14 protein-coding genes are annotated in these 14,580 nt (G+C 46.2%); 13 read left to right on the top strand and 1 reads right to left on the bottom strand.

The genetic code is table 11. From position 1 onward, the window contains the following. Nucleotides 1-37 precede the first annotated feature (37 nt). The 4 genes from ACNAZ4_RS04970 (at nucleotide 38) to ACNAZ4_RS04955 (ending at nucleotide 5,453) form a co-directional block, all read left to right on the top strand. Nucleotides 38-1,555, top strand: coding sequence for a class I adenylate-forming enzyme family protein (locus ACNAZ4_RS04970; protein WP_415813103.1), 1,518 nt, complete (start codon nucleotides 38-40; stop codon nucleotides 1,553-1,555). 23 nt (nucleotides 1,556-1,578) lie between these two features. Beyond that, the gene (locus ACNAZ4_RS04965) at nucleotides 1,579-2,472 is read left to right on the top strand and encodes a R2-like ligand-binding oxidase (protein ID WP_415813102.1); all 894 of its coding nucleotides are present in this window, start codon (nucleotides 1,579-1,581) and stop codon (nucleotides 2,470-2,472) included. 348 nt (nucleotides 2,473-2,820) lie between these two features. Beyond that, a complete protein-coding gene (locus tag ACNAZ4_RS04960) occupies nucleotides 2,821-4,035 on the top strand; it encodes an iron-containing alcohol dehydrogenase (protein ID WP_415813101.1) in 1,215 nt (404 codons plus the stop codon). Between the two features lie 203 nt (nucleotides 4,036-4,238). After that, nucleotides 4,239-5,453, top strand: coding sequence for an acyl-CoA dehydrogenase family protein (locus tag ACNAZ4_RS04955; RefSeq protein WP_415813510.1), 1,215 nt, complete (start codon nucleotides 4,239-4,241; stop codon nucleotides 5,451-5,453). 264 nt (nucleotides 5,454-5,717) lie between these two features. On the opposite strand, the gene ACNAZ4_RS04950 is transcribed toward ACNAZ4_RS04955, so the two are convergent. Next, a complete protein-coding gene (locus ACNAZ4_RS04950) occupies nucleotides 5,718-6,767 on the bottom strand; it encodes a M42 family metallopeptidase (RefSeq protein ID WP_415813100.1) in 1,050 nt (349 codons plus the stop codon). 150 nt (nucleotides 6,768-6,917) lie between these two features. Between ACNAZ4_RS04950 and ACNAZ4_RS04945 the strand changes: the two genes are divergently transcribed. The 9 genes from ACNAZ4_RS04945 (at nucleotide 6,918) to ACNAZ4_RS04905 (ending at nucleotide 14,579) form a co-directional block, all read left to right on the top strand. Next, on the top strand, nucleotides 6,918-7,811 hold the full coding sequence (locus tag ACNAZ4_RS04945) for a superoxide dismutase (protein ID WP_415813099.1): 894 nt from the start codon (nucleotides 6,918-6,920) through the stop codon (nucleotides 7,809-7,811). Between the two features lie 81 nt (nucleotides 7,812-7,892). Beyond that, the gene (locus ACNAZ4_RS04940; protein WP_415813098.1) at nucleotides 7,893-8,204 is read left to right on the top strand and encodes a DUF3892 domain-containing protein; all 312 of its coding nucleotides are present in this window, start codon (nucleotides 7,893-7,895) and stop codon (nucleotides 8,202-8,204) included. A 175-nt stretch (nucleotides 8,205-8,379) separates the two neighbouring features. Beyond that, the gene (locus ACNAZ4_RS04935) at nucleotides 8,380-9,555 is read left to right on the top strand and encodes an acyl-CoA dehydrogenase family protein (protein ID WP_415813097.1); all 1,176 of its coding nucleotides are present in this window, start codon (nucleotides 8,380-8,382) and stop codon (nucleotides 9,553-9,555) included. A gap of 46 nt (nucleotides 9,556-9,601) precedes the next feature. Then, nucleotides 9,602-10,366, top strand: coding sequence for a 3-oxoacyl-ACP reductase FabG (gene fabG / locus ACNAZ4_RS04930; RefSeq protein ID WP_415813096.1), 765 nt, complete (start codon nucleotides 9,602-9,604; stop codon nucleotides 10,364-10,366). A gap of 17 nt (nucleotides 10,367-10,383) precedes the next feature. Further along, the gene (locus ACNAZ4_RS04925; RefSeq protein ID WP_415813095.1) at nucleotides 10,384-10,833 is read left to right on the top strand and encodes a MaoC family dehydratase N-terminal domain-containing protein; all 450 of its coding nucleotides are present in this window, start codon (nucleotides 10,384-10,386) and stop codon (nucleotides 10,831-10,833) included. After that, nucleotides 10,830-11,237 (top strand): MaoC/PaaZ C-terminal domain-containing protein, encoded by a 408-nt coding sequence (locus ACNAZ4_RS04920; protein ID WP_415813094.1) that lies wholly within the window; start codon nucleotides 10,830-10,832, stop codon nucleotides 11,235-11,237. Before ACNAZ4_RS04925 ends, ACNAZ4_RS04920 begins: the two co-directional genes overlap by 4 nt. Nucleotides 11,238-11,384: 147 nt before the next feature. Beyond that, nucleotides 11,385-12,530, top strand: a complete 1,146-nt coding sequence (locus tag ACNAZ4_RS04915; RefSeq protein ID WP_415813092.1) for an acyl-CoA dehydrogenase family protein — start codon at nucleotides 11,385-11,387, stop codon at nucleotides 12,528-12,530. 57 nt (nucleotides 12,531-12,587) lie between these two features. Next, nucleotides 12,588-13,793: an acyl-CoA dehydrogenase gene (locus ACNAZ4_RS04910; RefSeq protein WP_415813091.1), complete on the top strand. Its 1,206-nt coding sequence runs from the start codon at nucleotides 12,588-12,590 to the stop codon at nucleotides 13,791-13,793. Between the two features lie 12 nt (nucleotides 13,794-13,805). Further along, nucleotides 13,806-14,579, top strand: a complete 774-nt coding sequence (locus ACNAZ4_RS04905) for an SDR family oxidoreductase (protein WP_415813089.1) — start codon at nucleotides 13,806-13,808, stop codon at nucleotides 14,577-14,579. The last annotated feature ends 1 nt before the right edge of the window (nucleotide 14,580 follow it).

The following is a 14,580-nucleotide window of genomic DNA, read 5'->3' as shown; positions in this document are numbered from 1 at the left end:
CTAGGCCTATCTTTCTTTTTGAAAAGGAGAGGGTTATATGAAGCTTGCAGAACTGCTTGAAAACAATATCAGCAAATATGGTGAATACCCATTTATTTTTTATCAGAATCAGCAGTTTACCAATGTGGAAACAAAAAAGTATGCTGACCAGGTCGCGAATGGCCTTAGGAAACTCGGCGTCGAAAATGGTGACAGGGTTGTCATCTGCATGCCGAACAATCCTGAGGTGATTTTCTCCTATCAGGGAATTACCAGAAGCGGTGCCGTGATCGTTCCAATCATGTTCACCCTTCATCCTAAGGAAATCCAGTATATTATCAAAAACTGCCTGGCCAAAGTCGTGATTGCATCTGCTTATACGGCAGAAAACATGAAGAAGGCCATTGATGAGCTCGAAGTGAAACCGGTCCTTGTTGTAGCCGATCTTCCAGGAAGCGATGAGATGGTCAATCTTTATGATTTAATGTCCGTGAATTCAACTGCCAACGAAGAAAATGCCCATGAAAATGACACCGCTGTCATTTTATACACCTCGGGAACGACCGGAAACCCAAAAGGCGTTCTGTTGACCCACAAAAATCTCTACACCAACGCCTTTAACTCTGTAGCCCATAATGAAACCGACAGAGGCGTCACAATCGGCGTCCTCCCGTTAGCACATGTATATGGCCTGACAATCTCGAATACGTGCTATATAACGGGAAGCTCTGTTGTCGTCTTCTCAAGATTTGATCCACAGGAAATTTTTAAAGCCATAGAGACCTACAAAGTTAGATCCTTCTCAGCAGTACCTACCATGATTCACGCTATGGTTGGGAGTCCCCAGGCTGATCAATATGATACTTCCTCTCTGGAATGGATTGGTTCGGGCTCGGCACCACTGCCAATCGTACTGTTGAATGGATTCCGCCAAAGATTTGGTGCGAAGGTATTGGAGGGCTATGGATTATCGGAGGCTGCCCCCGTCGTGACCGCACATAATAAAAAAATCGCCATTAAACCTGGCTCAGTCGGAATCCCGATTCCAGGTGTCCAGATAAAAATCATTGATAACGAGGGCAGCGAGGTGCCAGTTGGAGTTGTTGGCGAACTGCTCGTTTCCGGCGACAACGTCACCCCCGGATATTATCAGAACAAAGAAGAGACAAACCGTGTCATCAAAGATGGCTGGCTGCATACCGGTGATCTGGCGAGAGTTGATGAAGACGGCTATCTTTTTATCGTCGACCGGAAAAAAGATCTGGTCATCAGGGGCGGTTTCAATATCTATCCTCGTGATATCGAAGAGCTCCTTAATGCGCATGCGTCTATCTCGGAAGCGGCAGTCATAGGCATTCCTGATGAAAGGATGGGTGAGGAGATTGTTGCCTGTGTAGTGAAAAATCCGGAAGCCGATCCGACAGAAGAGGAACTGCTTCAATACTGCCAGGATCACCTTGCGAGGAATAAGACACCAAAAAAAATTGTATTCATGGAGGGATTGCCACGGAATGGTGTAGGCAAAATCCTCAAAACAAGATTACGGGAAACGGCTGCAGGAATCAGTACTCAATAAACTTTTATCATGGAGGATTGCAAATGGAACATAGAACGATTTTAACGACAAGCAAGCGAGGGCTGCAGGTCGAATCATTCCCATTTCGGCTCTATCAAAAAGCGAAGAAATTCGGAATCTGGAATCCGGCAGATATTGATTTCTCCCAGGATCAAAAAGACTGGAAGCAGCTGAACGCCGAACAGCAAAATGATATCCTCCGCCTGATCTCGCAATTTCAGGCCGGTGAGGAGGCAGTCACACTCGACCTGCTGCCGTTGATCATGGCAATCGCCAAAGAAGGCAGGCTCGAGGAAGAAATGTTCTTAACGACCTTCTTGTTTGAAGAAGCCAAGCATACTGAGTTCTTCAGGCTTGTTCTGAACGCCTTGGGAGAAACAGGTGACCTTTCTGGACACCATACAGAGACTTACAAAACGATATTCTATGAAATTTTGCCAACAGCGATGTCTCGCCTGCTGACTGACCAATCACCGGAAGCCATCACAGAAGCAGCCACCGTCTATAACATGTTCGTTGAAGGAGTCCTTGCCGAAACAGGCTATTATTCCTTCTATCGAAATCTCGAAACCCTCGGCCTGATGCCAGGGCTTCTCAAGGGAATCGGCAATTTGAAAAGGGACGAGTCTAGACATATCGGCTATGGAACCTTTCTGCTGCAAAGGTTGATCTGCGAGCATCCACATTTATACGAATATGTAGAAGGGAAAATGCAGGAGCTCACTCCGCTGGCCATCCGCCTGAACCAGGAAGGCTTCCGTGGCAAGGATGTCAGCACCTTTGGCAACCAGATAGAAGACACAATGAACTTCACTTTAAAACAACTGTCTGTCCGGATGGAAATCCTTTCGCGAGCAAGAGGAAAGCGTATTGAAGAGATTTATAGGGTTTCAGAGACTGAGATGGGAGTTTTATAAGTACTAGTTAATATGTACTTAGAGGTGAAAGAAGAATCCAGATTATAGTTAAACGAGGTTCAAATAAGCTGCATTGGTGACGTGGTTCTCCTTTTTCTGGTAAANCGAGGTCCCAATAAGCTGTATTGGTNACNCNAATCTCCTTNTTCTGGNANATCGAGGCTCCAATAAGNCGCATNNGCGACANNNATTTCCACATTATGGTAAACAGNGGTTCCAATAAGCCGTATTGATAACGTAATTCTCCTTTTTTCTGGTAAACCGAGGCTCCAATAAGCGGTTTCGAAATTCTATCGGCGGTTTACTGCTTTCCGGCAGTGCTGTAAAAATAATAACGAGGTGAAAAGGATGCAAGGTATAACATTATCGCAATTCTCTCTCCGCTCTGCAATCTATAGCGGCTCTAACTCTCGGGCATTGGTGCCTGATCTAATCAAAGGATTGGGTGCGAAAAGGGTGGTTCTTTTTAGCGACAGGGGTCTTGAAAAAGCAGGCGTAGTCGAAAAGGTTGCACAGATTTTTGAATTGACGTCCAAAGGGGCGGGTCCTGAATTAGCTGGTATTTATGTGGATATTGCTCAGGACGCGGAAAGCCGGTCAGTGAATGAGGCACTACGGTATGCAAGGGAAGTTGGTGCCGATGGCTTGCTTGCTGTTGGCGGCGGAAGCGTACTGGACACGGTCAAAGGCGTAAAGTTTGCCATGCATAAAGGATTGACTGACATAAAGGAAGCTATTCCTGGAGGCTTTTTATATGAACAATTCCCGCAAGCAACCCAGATTCCGATCCCGCATATCGCAGTACCAACTACAGCTGGTACCGGTTCAGAGGTTTCGCCGATTGCGGTCATTTTCAATGAAGATAGCCAAATGAAAGGAAATATCATCAATCCGTTCATCAGCGCGGATATTGCCGTGCTCGATCCTGAACTTACCGTGGGGCTGCCGCCGGCAATCACTGCGTTCACAGGCTTCGATGCACTGACACACGCTATTGAGGCATTCGCATCGCCAAACGCAAATGCACTGACAGATGCCCATGCATTGCACGCAATCAGGCTCATTGAAAAGAATCTCCCTGTCGTTGTGTCTGATGGCTCCAATGTTCATGCAAGAATGGAAATGCTGCAGGCAAGCTTAATGGGAATCACCGCGTTCAGCTTTGCGTTGAACGCGATCCCGGTCCATAACTTTGCACATGCCTACGGCGCAATCTTCAGGATTCCCCATGGCCTGGCGAATGCTGTTTTCCTTCCTGTCGTCATTGAAAATGTGCCAGATTTGTATCTTCCTAAGGTAAAAGAGCTTGCATCTGCTTTGCGGGTTACATTCAATGAAGTCGATGATAATGAGACTGTGCTGGCAAAAGTCATTGAAAAGATCAGGGAACTTCAGCATAAAACTGGTTTGCCGTCAGATTTTTCACAGTACAGCTTAACAGAGGGAGACCTGGAGAGGGTTGCCTTAGCTGTAGCAAAAGACCCTGCAGCGGCAGCATTCCCAATGGCGCCTGAACTGATCCGTGCTGTCGGCCAGCAGGTTGTGCCGATTGGCGTAAAGTAAAAATACTAATAAAGGGGAATCCATCACTGGTTTCCCCTTTTAGCAGAATAACTTATAAAAATGCCCACATTCTGCGCCCAGCCTCTCGAGTCGTTTCAGTCCGACCAATGAAGTGAAAGAACGACCTCACCGACCCGGCCCTCCAACGCATGTCGAGGCTGACCATGGCGCTTATGCTTTTCTTTAAGGAGTGATCTTCAATGATGAATTTTGATTTTACTGATGAACAAGAGTTATTAAGGAAAACAGTCAGGAGTTTTGTTGATAGGGAAATCATGCCATATATTAAAGAATGGGATGAAAAGCAGCATTTTGAGACCAGTATTTTGAGTAGACTTGCCGATCTTGGCCTGATGGGAGTCTGCATACCTGAACAATATGGCGGCAGCGGGATGGATTATAATTCCCTGGCGATCGTGTGTGAAGAACTGGAGCGCGGTGATACTGCCTTCAGGACCGCGGTCTCCGTTCACACTGGCCTCAACAGCATGACTATCCTGCAATGGGGGAATGAAGAGCAAAAACAAAAGTATTTAATTCCTCAGTCAAAAGGGGAAAAGGTTGGGGCGTTTGGATTGACCGAGCCGAATGCGGGATCGGATGTCGCGGCTATGCAGACAACCGCCACAGATGCGGGAGATCATTATATTCTGAATGGGTCGAAAACATGGATTTCATTATGTGATGTTGCTGACTATTTCCTCGTTTTTGCCTATACGGATAAAAGTAAGAAACACCATGGAATCTCGGCCTTCATCGTGGAGAGGAGCTGGGAAGGCTTCTCCTCCAAGGCGATCAAAGGAAAGCTTGGGATCAGGGCGGGGAATACCGGTGAAATCCTTTTTGACAATGTAAAGGTTCCAAAGCAAAATCTGCTTGGCAGTGAAGGTGAAGGTTTTAAAATCGCAATGTCCGCCCTGGATAATGGCCGTTTCACGGTGGCCGCAGGTGCTTGCGGAACAATCATGGCAAGTCTTGAAGCTAGCTTGAAATATTGCCATGAAAGAAGTACATTCGGCAAGGAAATCGGCAGGCATCAGCTCGTACAGCAGATGATTGCGAAGATGGAAGCAGGGCTGATACAATCCCGCTTGCTTGTTTACCGTGCAGGCTGCCTCAAAAATCAGGGCAAACGGAATACCCGCGAAACATCTCTGGCAAAATGGCAGGCATGCGACTATGCATTTGAAGCGGCAAATGATGCCGTGCAAATCCATGGTGCCTATGGTTTCTCAAACGAATATCCTGTCGAGCGATATTTGCGAAACGCCAAAGCGCCGGTGATTTATGAAGGAACGCGGGAAATCCATACAGTCATGCAGGCGGAATATGCGCTAGGCTATCGAGCTGATAAACCTCTTTCAAATATGCTCCCAGCATGGCCTTTCGAGTCGGTATCAGAAGAAATCATGAAATGAATCCTGGTAATTCCTTCAGTCTATGAAAAAAGGAGATGCACTTCTATACCGAAGCGCATCTCCTTTTTCCAATTAGGCTCTTTTCTCAAACTTTGTTGCTATTGGCTACAAAATAGGATTGAATTACCTAAGTTTGTTCACACAATTCAAGACTATTATGAGAAAAGAGCTTGTAAACTTAGTACCGATATACACAATGGCTATGATCACGTTAAAATCGGCTTAAGGATTTTAACAACAATACTTACGAAATACAACCTCCAATTATAAAACCATTTCAGATTGTACGTAGTGATAAAGCAGCTTAGCCGTATTTTCAATTGAATCTTTATGTGTTCTTTCAAATGCGTGTGATGAATCGATCCCAGGTCCGATCAGACCGTGGATGATATCGTGTCCTGAACGGATTGCAGCTGAAGCGTCCGATCCGTAAAACGGATAGATATCAAGTTTGTAGCCGATTCCATTTTCGATGGCCAGTTGTGTCAGCCTCTTACGGAGATCATAATGATATGGACCGCTCGCATCCTTCACACAGATCGAAACCGTATATTCATCGGTTGATTGACCGTCACCCATCGCACCCATATCCACCGCCAGGTACTCGACGGTTTCTGGTGTGATATTCGAGTTGCCTCCATAGCCGATTTCTTCATTATTTGAAATCAGGAAATGTGTTGTATATGGCAATTCAATAATCTTGCTCTTCATGTGTTTGATTAATTGAAGCAGGATCGCGACGCTTGCTTTATCATCCAGATGACGTGATTTAATATATCCGGATGGCGTAAGTTGTACACGCGGATCGAACGAAACAAAATCGCCAACCTCGATGCCAAGTGCTCTCACATCATCAGCGTTATGGACTTTTTCATCGACGCGCACTTCCATGTTATCCTGGTTGCGCTCTGCTTTCCCGGCATCTTTATAGACATGGACGGAGGTTTGGTGCATCAGAATCGTCCCCGTGAATTTTTTGCCGCTGGAAGTTTCAATTTCACAATACTCGCCTTCGATTGAGTTGTACTTAAAGCCCCCAATCAAATCAAGCTTTAGGCGTCCGCTTGGCTTAATTTCTTTTACGATTGCGCCAAGGGTATCGACGTGGGCAGTCAGCATTCTGTGGTTTTGATCATCTTTTCCAGGCAAGGTGGCAATCAAGCCTCCCTTGCGATTCCTTTTCGTTTCTACCTGCAATTCCTTTAAATAATTTTCTACATATGTAATCACTTCGTTTGTATTCCCTGAAGGACTCGGGATGCTGACCAGTTCATTTAACAGGTTCAAAGTCTCATCCGTATTTGGGTATGTCATACTATAGCTCCTCCTTAAAATAAATCTTCACATAATTCTTATTATAAACTTTTTCCCTCACTCAAAGTACCTTTAATCGCTAAATACTGTAATCTCCAAAGCAGACTATTCATATTTTGATTATGGACGCAGTTTTGGGGAGGCGATAAAATGAACGGCTATTGGTTCAGATATTCATTGCTTGAATGGTGCAGGGAAATGGAAGTGAAATGGGATTCCGTGAAAGACCAGCTTAGAGAATCAGAACATCAAGACACATTGCACCAATGGGAAGAAAATCTGTCCACTTTAAAAAAGAAGGCAGAAAACAATTCGGATGAGGAAGAGTTATATGTCCAAGCGAGAAAGTTATTTGATGAACTTTCAAATTTTACGAATGAGAAGGAAAATGGCCGCGAGCAAGACCAGAGACTTCAGCCGGTCCCTATAGGAGGCCACAAATTGCCGCCATTGCCATATGGCTATAGTGCGCTAGAGCCTGTGATCGATCGAGAAATCATGAGGCTTCATCACTTAAAGCATCACCAAAGCTATGTGGATGGGTTGAACAAAGCAGAAAAAGAAATGCAGAAAGCCCGGCAAACCGGCGATTTCTCATTGATCAAACATTGGGAAAGGGAAGCAGCTTTCCACGGAGCAGGACATTATCTTCATACGATATTTTGGAGCATCATGACCCCGAACGGCGGAGGTACTCCAAAGGGACAGCTAAGTAAAGCCATCAATGATACATTCGGCAGCTTTGAGGGATTTAAAAAACATTTTTCAGAAGCCGCTAAAAATGTAGAAGCTGTAGGCTGGGCCATCCTAGTCTGGTCCCCGCGCTCACACCGCCTTGAAATCCTCCAGGCTGAGAAGCATCAAAACCTGACACAGTGGGATGTTGTTCCACTTCTCGTTTTGGATGTTTGGGAGCATGCCTACTATCTGCAATATAAAAACGAACGGGCAAAATATGTTGAAAACTGGTGGAATGTCGTCAACTGGAAGGAAGTCGAGCAGCGGTTCAACAAAGCAAGGACTTTAGCTTGGCAGCCATTTTAGAGGAGTGACTGATCGTCACTCTTTTTTTGTATAAATCCTTCCCTTTGGCAAAGACTAAACATATGTTCGGGAGGTGGTATTTTGGATAATAAAGATTTTAACCAGATCTACAATGAATATAGGGAACAAAGCAGAACACAGGCAGTAACCGAAGCAAACACAGCCCAACCTGGGAAAGAACAAATTGTGGCTGTGCGGAAAAATGACGACGGGGACCTGATCGCATTCAAGACAGATAGCGGCAGGGAACTCGATTATGTCACTGCCCTTAATGAAGCAAAGGCGGGAAATCTCGCACATGTGGATGTATTCCATAAATACGGACGGGATATCCTCAGGAGCGAGCCGGACGGAATCAAAGAGAACAATCTCGATCATCTTCCAGATTTTTAGCAGGGAACTTCCCCTGCTATTTTTGTTTTTACGATAAAAAACTTGATTTTTCAGAAATTTCAATCTAAAATTAAAATTAACATACCAACCGGTAGGTATGTGAAAAAGGTTGGTAGCATACAATTTTTAATAGAGATGATGCAGATTACAAGAAAAAGTTAGGGGAGTGACTTGAATGCATTTACGTCTTACAGAAGAACAAAAAATGGTCCAGAAGACCATCCGCAGGTTCGTGGAAAAAGAACTGATCCCTCTGGAAAATGAGGTTCTCAGGAATGAGAGGGAAGGACGTCCAAGCCTTGCGCCAGGTAAATTAAAGGAGCTGCAATTAAAGGCAAAGGAAGCAGGGTTCTGGGGAATCAACACACCGGAACAATATGGCGGTGCCGACCTTGGGCAGATGATGATGGCCATCGTGTTGATGGAAATTTCCAAGACCTTTGTTCCTTTCCAATTCGGTGGGTCAGCAGACAATATTCTTTACTATGGGAACGAAGAGCAGAAGCAGAAATATTTAATCCCAACCATCAACGGGGAGAAAAAGTCCTGCTTCGCTATGACAGAGCCAGGCGCGGGATCGGATACAAGGAATATTAAAATGACCGCGGTCAAGGATGGCAACGAGTGGGTTTTGAATGGTGAAAAGACGTTTATAACAGGCGGGAATGAAGCGGACTTCGTCATGGTCATTGCCATCACCGATAAAGAGAAGCACCGTGCAACTGGCCGGGATGGAGTGACCTGCTTTATCGTTGACCGGGATATGGGCTGGAAGTCGGAGTATATACATACGATGGGCGAGTGGGGTCCAGCCGGGCTTGTGTTTGATAATGTCCGCGTTCCAGAAGAAAACATTCTTGGTGAAGTCGATGGCGGTTACAAATTAGGACTTGAATGGATTGGCTTTGCGAGATGGGTTGTTGGCGCAAGGGCAATCGGTTCTGCTGAACGCCTCCTCCAAATGGCGATTGACTATTCCAAAGAACGTATCACCTTTGGCAAGCCGATTGCTGAAAGACAAGCCATCCAGTGGATGATTGCTGATTCGGCTGTGGAAATTGAAGCTGCCAGGTGGCTGGTATTGAACGCTGCCTATACGCTGGATGCAGGTGAAGACAACAGACATATGGCCTCGATGGCTAAATTGTATGGCTCCAATATGGGGAACAGAGTAGTTGACCGTGTCATGCAAATTCATGGCGGCATGGGATACACAAGGGAATTGCCAATCGAGCGCTGGTACCGTGAAGCAAGGCTTTGGAGAATTTACGACGGCACTGATGAAATCCAGCGCATGATCATCGCGAGGGACCTGTTAAAAGGACATGTGAAAATTGGACAGTTTGTTTGATAAGTGAATTTGTAAGCGTTAACAGTTTACTAGATAGGGAGGAATCATGATGGGAAGATTTGATGGCCGTGTGGCTTTTGTAACTGGAGGAAGCCGGGGTATCGGACAAGGGATCGTCCAGCTTTTCGCGCAAGAAGGAGCGAAAGTTGCTTTTATTGATTTGAACGAGGAAGCTCTGGCTGGGACAACGAATGAGCTTCGTGAAAAAGGATATGAAGTGTACTCAAAGGTAGCGAATGTCACCGACGCAGAGCAAGTTGAACAGGCTTTCAAAGAGGTGAATGATGCCTTTGGTTCTGTCGATATCCTGGTGAATAATGCGGGCGTCATTCGTGACAACCTTCTATTCAAGATGACCGACTCTGACTGGCAGACGGTAATGGATGTCCATTTGAAAGGATCATTCAATGCTGCCAAGGCTGCTCAAAAGTACATGGTCGAGCAGGAATATGGCCGAATCATCAATATTTCGTCCACATCCGCACTCGGAAACCGAGGACAGGCAAACTATGCTGCAGCCAAGGCAGGCCTTCAGGGATTCACCAAAACCCTGGCCATTGAACTCGGGCGTTATGGCATTACCGCGAACTCAGTCGCACCTGGGTTTATCGAAACAGAAATGACAAAAGAAACTGCAGCCCGAATAGGCATCCCTTTTGAGGATTTGGTTAAACACAGTGTAGCGGGAATTCCTGTTGGCAGAAGCGGTAAGCCGGAGGATATTGCCAATGCTGTCGCATTCTTTGCAGATGAAAAATCATCCTTTGTAAATGGCCAGGTCATCTATGTAGCAGGCGGGCCAAAAAATTAACGTGAGGTGAAGGATCCATGTTCAAAGAGCATATTGGCAAGCAATCGAATAAAGTGAAAAACATGGTCGAGCGCGGCGCTGTCAAAAAATTCGCTGAAGCTATCGGGGACCTGCATCCCATTTTCGTCGACGAGGAGACAGGCAAAAACTCCAGATACAGCAGAAACATCGCACCGCCAACGTTTCCGAGGGTTTTTGACTATGGAACAATCGACGGACTGAACCTTCCTAATAAAGGACTGATCCATGGTGAACAAACCTACCACTACGAACGTCCATTATTGGTAGGTGAAGAAATCACCTGCTATTCCGTAGTTAAAAATTACATTGAAAAGAAAGGCACTCAAGGAGACATGGGATTCCTTGTCCTGGAGAGCTTTGGCGAGGACGAAATGGGCCAGATTGTTTTTACCTCTAAACAAACAGTCATTATTACTGAAGCAGTAAGGAAGGAGCTGATTGGATGAGCAGACTGGCAGAAATGAAGTTTGGTGATTCTCTAAAGGAAATCCAGCTTGATCCGGTGGACCGGATTACCTTGATTAAGTATGCTGGTGCGTCCGGCGACTATAATCCGATCCATACAATAGACGAAGAAGCAAAGAAGGCAGGACTGCCGGGAATTATCGCACATGGAATGTGGACGATGGGCAACCTGGCAAAACTGTTCACTGATTTTTACGAGGAAGGATTCATTCAGGACTATAAAATCCGCTTCAAAGGGATGGTTTTCCTGAATGACATTGTCACTCTCCAAGCGGAACTGGCAGAAGAAAATGAAAACAATCTGCGCTTCCTCGTCCGCGCAGTGAACCAAAACGGCAATGAAGTCATTAAGGGTGATGTTTCGTACCAGCTGTATGCTTCTTAATAACACAAAGACCCGGCAAACCATTGCTGGGTTTATTGCTATAGATGGTGCAGCATATAGGTGGCATATCTGCTGCCAATCGATTCTGCAATATCTCCTTTTACTAAAAAACTTTTGTTTTTTCCAGAAACGAGGTGACAAATAAAAGTGAATTTTGACTTTGATGATGATTTATTAGCATTAAGAAGCAATGTCCGCGATTTCATCCAGGGTGAAGTCGAGCCCGTTGCGATGCAAATTGAAGAAGAAGACAAAATCCCAGAGCGGATTATCCAGCTTTCAAAGGAAATGGGGCTTTTTGGTCTCAGTATCCCGGAAGAATACGAAGGTCTCGGAATCGGCATGGTTGAAAAATGTGCCCTGTATGAAGAAATCGGCCAGACACACAACGGTTATACGACGTTAATAGGTGCGCATACCGGTATTGGCACGGTAGGCATTGTCGAGATGGGCAATGAGCAGCAGAAACGCAAATACTTGCCGGCGATGGCCAGTGGTGAAAAAATCGGCGCTTTCGCCCTCACAGAGCCTGATGCCGGTTCCAATGCGGCAAACATCAAGACGACAGCAGTAAGGAAAGGCGATAAGTACGTACTGAATGGTTTGAAGCATTATATAACAAATGCTGTAGAGGCAAGTGTTTTTACAGTGATGGCGGTGACCGATCCTGAAAAAGGTGCAAAGGGAATCACTTCCTTCATTGTCGAGAAAGACTTCCCTGGTTTCAAGCTTGGCAAAGTCGAAAAAAAGATGGGACTTAAAGGTTCTCATTCAGCTGAATTGGTTTTCGAGGATTGCGAAGTACCTGTTGAAAATGTGCTTGGAGAAGAAGGAAAGGGTTATGTGAACGCCTTGAAAATCCTTGCCAACGGTAGGGCGGGACTTGCATCACGCAATCTTGGGTCCTGCCAGAAGCTCCTCGACATGTCTGTTGCTCATGCAAAGGAAAGGATCCAATTCGGGACCCCGATCATCAAGCACCAGGCGGTCAGCCATATGCTCGCGGAAATGGCAGTTGAAATCGAAGCGCTCCGGTCGCTTACATACCGAGTCGCCTGGATGGTGGATTCTGGAAAGAAGGTCATCAAGGAAGCGGCCATGCTGAAACTTTATGGTTCGGAGGTGTATAACCGGGTGGCAGATAAAGCCGTTCAAATCCACGGCGGGCTCGGCTACATTTCTGATTATCCTGTGGAAAGATTTTTCCGGGATGCCAGGATTACAAGGATCTACGAAGGTACCTCCGAAATCCAGAAAAACATCATAGCGGCACAGCTGGAAAAGGAATATTAGACCACAAACATACCTACTAGTTAGTATGCATGAAAATATTAGAAAGAGGTGGAGTAAATGAATTTTGACCATACAGAAAAGGTCAAAGAATACCAGGCCAGGCTGACAGAGTTCATGGATGAATTTATCTATCCAAATGAACAACTGTATAAAGAACAAATTGACAAGAAGGACCCGTTTTCCAAAGTTCCTCCCATCATGGAAGAGCTGAAGGAAAAGGCAAAACAAAAAGGTCTTTGGAATCTGTTTTTGCCAGAGAGCGAATATGGTGAAGGACTGACAAACCTCGAGTACGCCCCCCTATGTGAAATCATGGGCAGGTCCAGCATCGCGCCAGAGGTATTCAATTGTGCGGCACCTGATACCGGGAATATGGAAGTGCTTGTCCGCTACGGAACTGAAGAGCATAAGGAAAAATGGCTGAAACCGCTCTTGAACGGTGAGATCCGATCCTGTTTCTCGATGACAGAGCCCGATGTCGCTTCGTCTGATGCAACGAATATCCAGGCTAGCATCATTCGCGATGGCGACGAGTATGTCATCAACGGGACGAAATGGTGGTCCTCTGGTGCTGGCGATCCGCGCTGCAAGATTGCGATCGTAATGGGCAAAAATGACCCAAATGCTCCAAAGCATGAGCAGCAATCTATGATTCTCGTACCTCTGGACAGCCCCGGAGTGACAATCAAGAGGATTCTGCCTGTCTTTGGTTATGATCATGCTCCGCATGGCCATGCAGAAATAGAATACAAGAATGTCAGAGTGCCTGCCTCCAATATGCTTTGGGATGAAGGGAAAGGCTTTGCAATTGCTCAGGGGCGTCTTGGCCCTGGCAGGATCCATCACTGCATGAGGACGATCGGAGCGGCTGAAAGAGCGCTTGAAGAAATGTCCAAACGGGTCCTTGAGAGAACTGCTTTTGGCAAGAAACTTGCCGAGCAGGGGGTCATTCAGGAATGGATCGCGGAGGCACGAATCGAAATTGAGCAGTCCAGACTCCTGACATTGAAAGCTGCCTATATGATGGATACGGTTGGTAACAAAGAAGCGAAAGCAGAAATTGCGATGATCAAGGTCGTCGCCCCAAATATGGCGTTGAAAATCATCGACAGGGCGATCCAGGCTTTCGGCGCAGCCGGAGTAAGTGATGATACCACACTAGCTGCTTCCTGGGCGAACATCAGGACACTGAGGCTGGCGGATGGCCCGGATGAAGTGCACAAACGGGCAATCGCAAGGTACGAATTGAAAAAATATATGTAAGGGGGAGCAGCAATGCATGTATCAGAACTTTTTTCACTAAAAGGAAAAGTCGCCATTGTCACCGGGGGCGGACGCGGTCTTGGAGAACAGATCGCTGTTGGTTTTGCGGAAGCAGGAGCCAATGTAGTTTTATGTTCCCGCAGAGTTGAGGCGTGTGAGGAAGTAAGCCAAAAACTGAAGGAAATCGGTGTGGAATCTCTTGCTTTGAAATGTGACATCACGAACCCGGAAGACGTGAAAAATGTCGTCGACCAAACTGTAGAGAAATTCGGCCGGATCGATATCCTCGTCAATAACAGCGGGGCATCATGGGGGGCGCCGGCGGAAGAGATGCCGCTGGAGGCCTGGCAGAAAGTCATGAATGTCAATGTCACTGGAACATTCCTGATGTCGCAGGCAGTAGGTAAAGTCATGCTTGAACAGGGTTCAGGCAAAATCATCAATATTGCATCGGTGGCAGGATTGAAAGGTTCCAATCCAAAGGTGATGGATGCAATCGGCTATAACGCCAGCAAGGGAGCCGTGATCACTTTTACGAAAGACCTGGCAGTAAAATGGGGACCGCGGGGCATCTTTGTCAATGCCATAGCGCCTGGCTTTTTCCCGACAAAGATGTCAAAAGGCCTGCTGGAAAAAGGCGGCCAGGCAATCCTCGAAGGAACGCCACTAAGGAAATTCGGATCTGATACTGACCTTAAAGGGGTCGCTGTATTCCTGGCGGCACCGGCTTCTGATTACATCACTGGCGACGTGATCGTTGTGGATGGCGGGACACATGTGCTTTAAA

This window comes from Mesobacillus thioparans (assembly GCF_965138835.1).
Classification (GTDB): domain Bacteria; phylum Bacillota; class Bacilli; order Bacillales; family Cytobacillaceae; genus Mesobacillus; species Mesobacillus thioparans.
The sequence above is the reverse complement of the archived record's forward strand: the minus strand, read 5'-3'. Positions and strand labels throughout refer to the sequence as shown.

Coding starts and splice junctions, on each gene's coding strand:
- ACNAZ4_RS04970 (WP_415813103.1), top strand. CDS start 38: ATGAAGCTTGCAGAACTGCTTGAAAACAATATCAGCAAATATGGTGAA.
- ACNAZ4_RS04965 (WP_415813102.1), top strand. CDS start 1,579: ATGGAACATAGAACGATTTTAACGACAAGCAAGCGAGGGCTGCAGGTC.
- ACNAZ4_RS04960 (WP_415813101.1), top strand. CDS start 2,821: ATGCAAGGTATAACATTATCGCAATTCTCTCTCCGCTCTGCAATCTAT.
- ACNAZ4_RS04955 (WP_415813510.1), top strand. CDS start 4,239: ATGAATTTTGATTTTACTGATGAACAAGAGTTATTAAGGAAAACAGTC.
- ACNAZ4_RS04950 (WP_415813100.1), bottom strand. CDS start 6,767: ATGACATACCCAAATACGGATGAGACTTTGAACCTGTTAAATGAACTG.
- ACNAZ4_RS04945 (WP_415813099.1), top strand. CDS start 6,918: ATGAACGGCTATTGGTTCAGATATTCATTGCTTGAATGGTGCAGGGAA.
- ACNAZ4_RS04935 (WP_415813097.1), top strand. CDS start 8,380: ATGCATTTACGTCTTACAGAAGAACAAAAAATGGTCCAGAAGACCATC.
- fabG (WP_415813096.1), top strand. CDS start 9,602: ATGATGGGAAGATTTGATGGCCGTGTGGCTTTTGTAACTGGAGGAAGC.
- ACNAZ4_RS04925 (WP_415813095.1), top strand. CDS start 10,384: ATGTTCAAAGAGCATATTGGCAAGCAATCGAATAAAGTGAAAAACATG.
- ACNAZ4_RS04920 (WP_415813094.1), top strand. CDS start 10,830: ATGAGCAGACTGGCAGAAATGAAGTTTGGTGATTCTCTAAAGGAAATC.
- ACNAZ4_RS04910 (WP_415813091.1), top strand. CDS start 12,588: ATGAATTTTGACCATACAGAAAAGGTCAAAGAATACCAGGCCAGGCTG.
- ACNAZ4_RS04905 (WP_415813089.1), top strand. CDS start 13,806: ATGCATGTATCAGAACTTTTTTCACTAAAAGGAAAAGTCGCCATTGTC.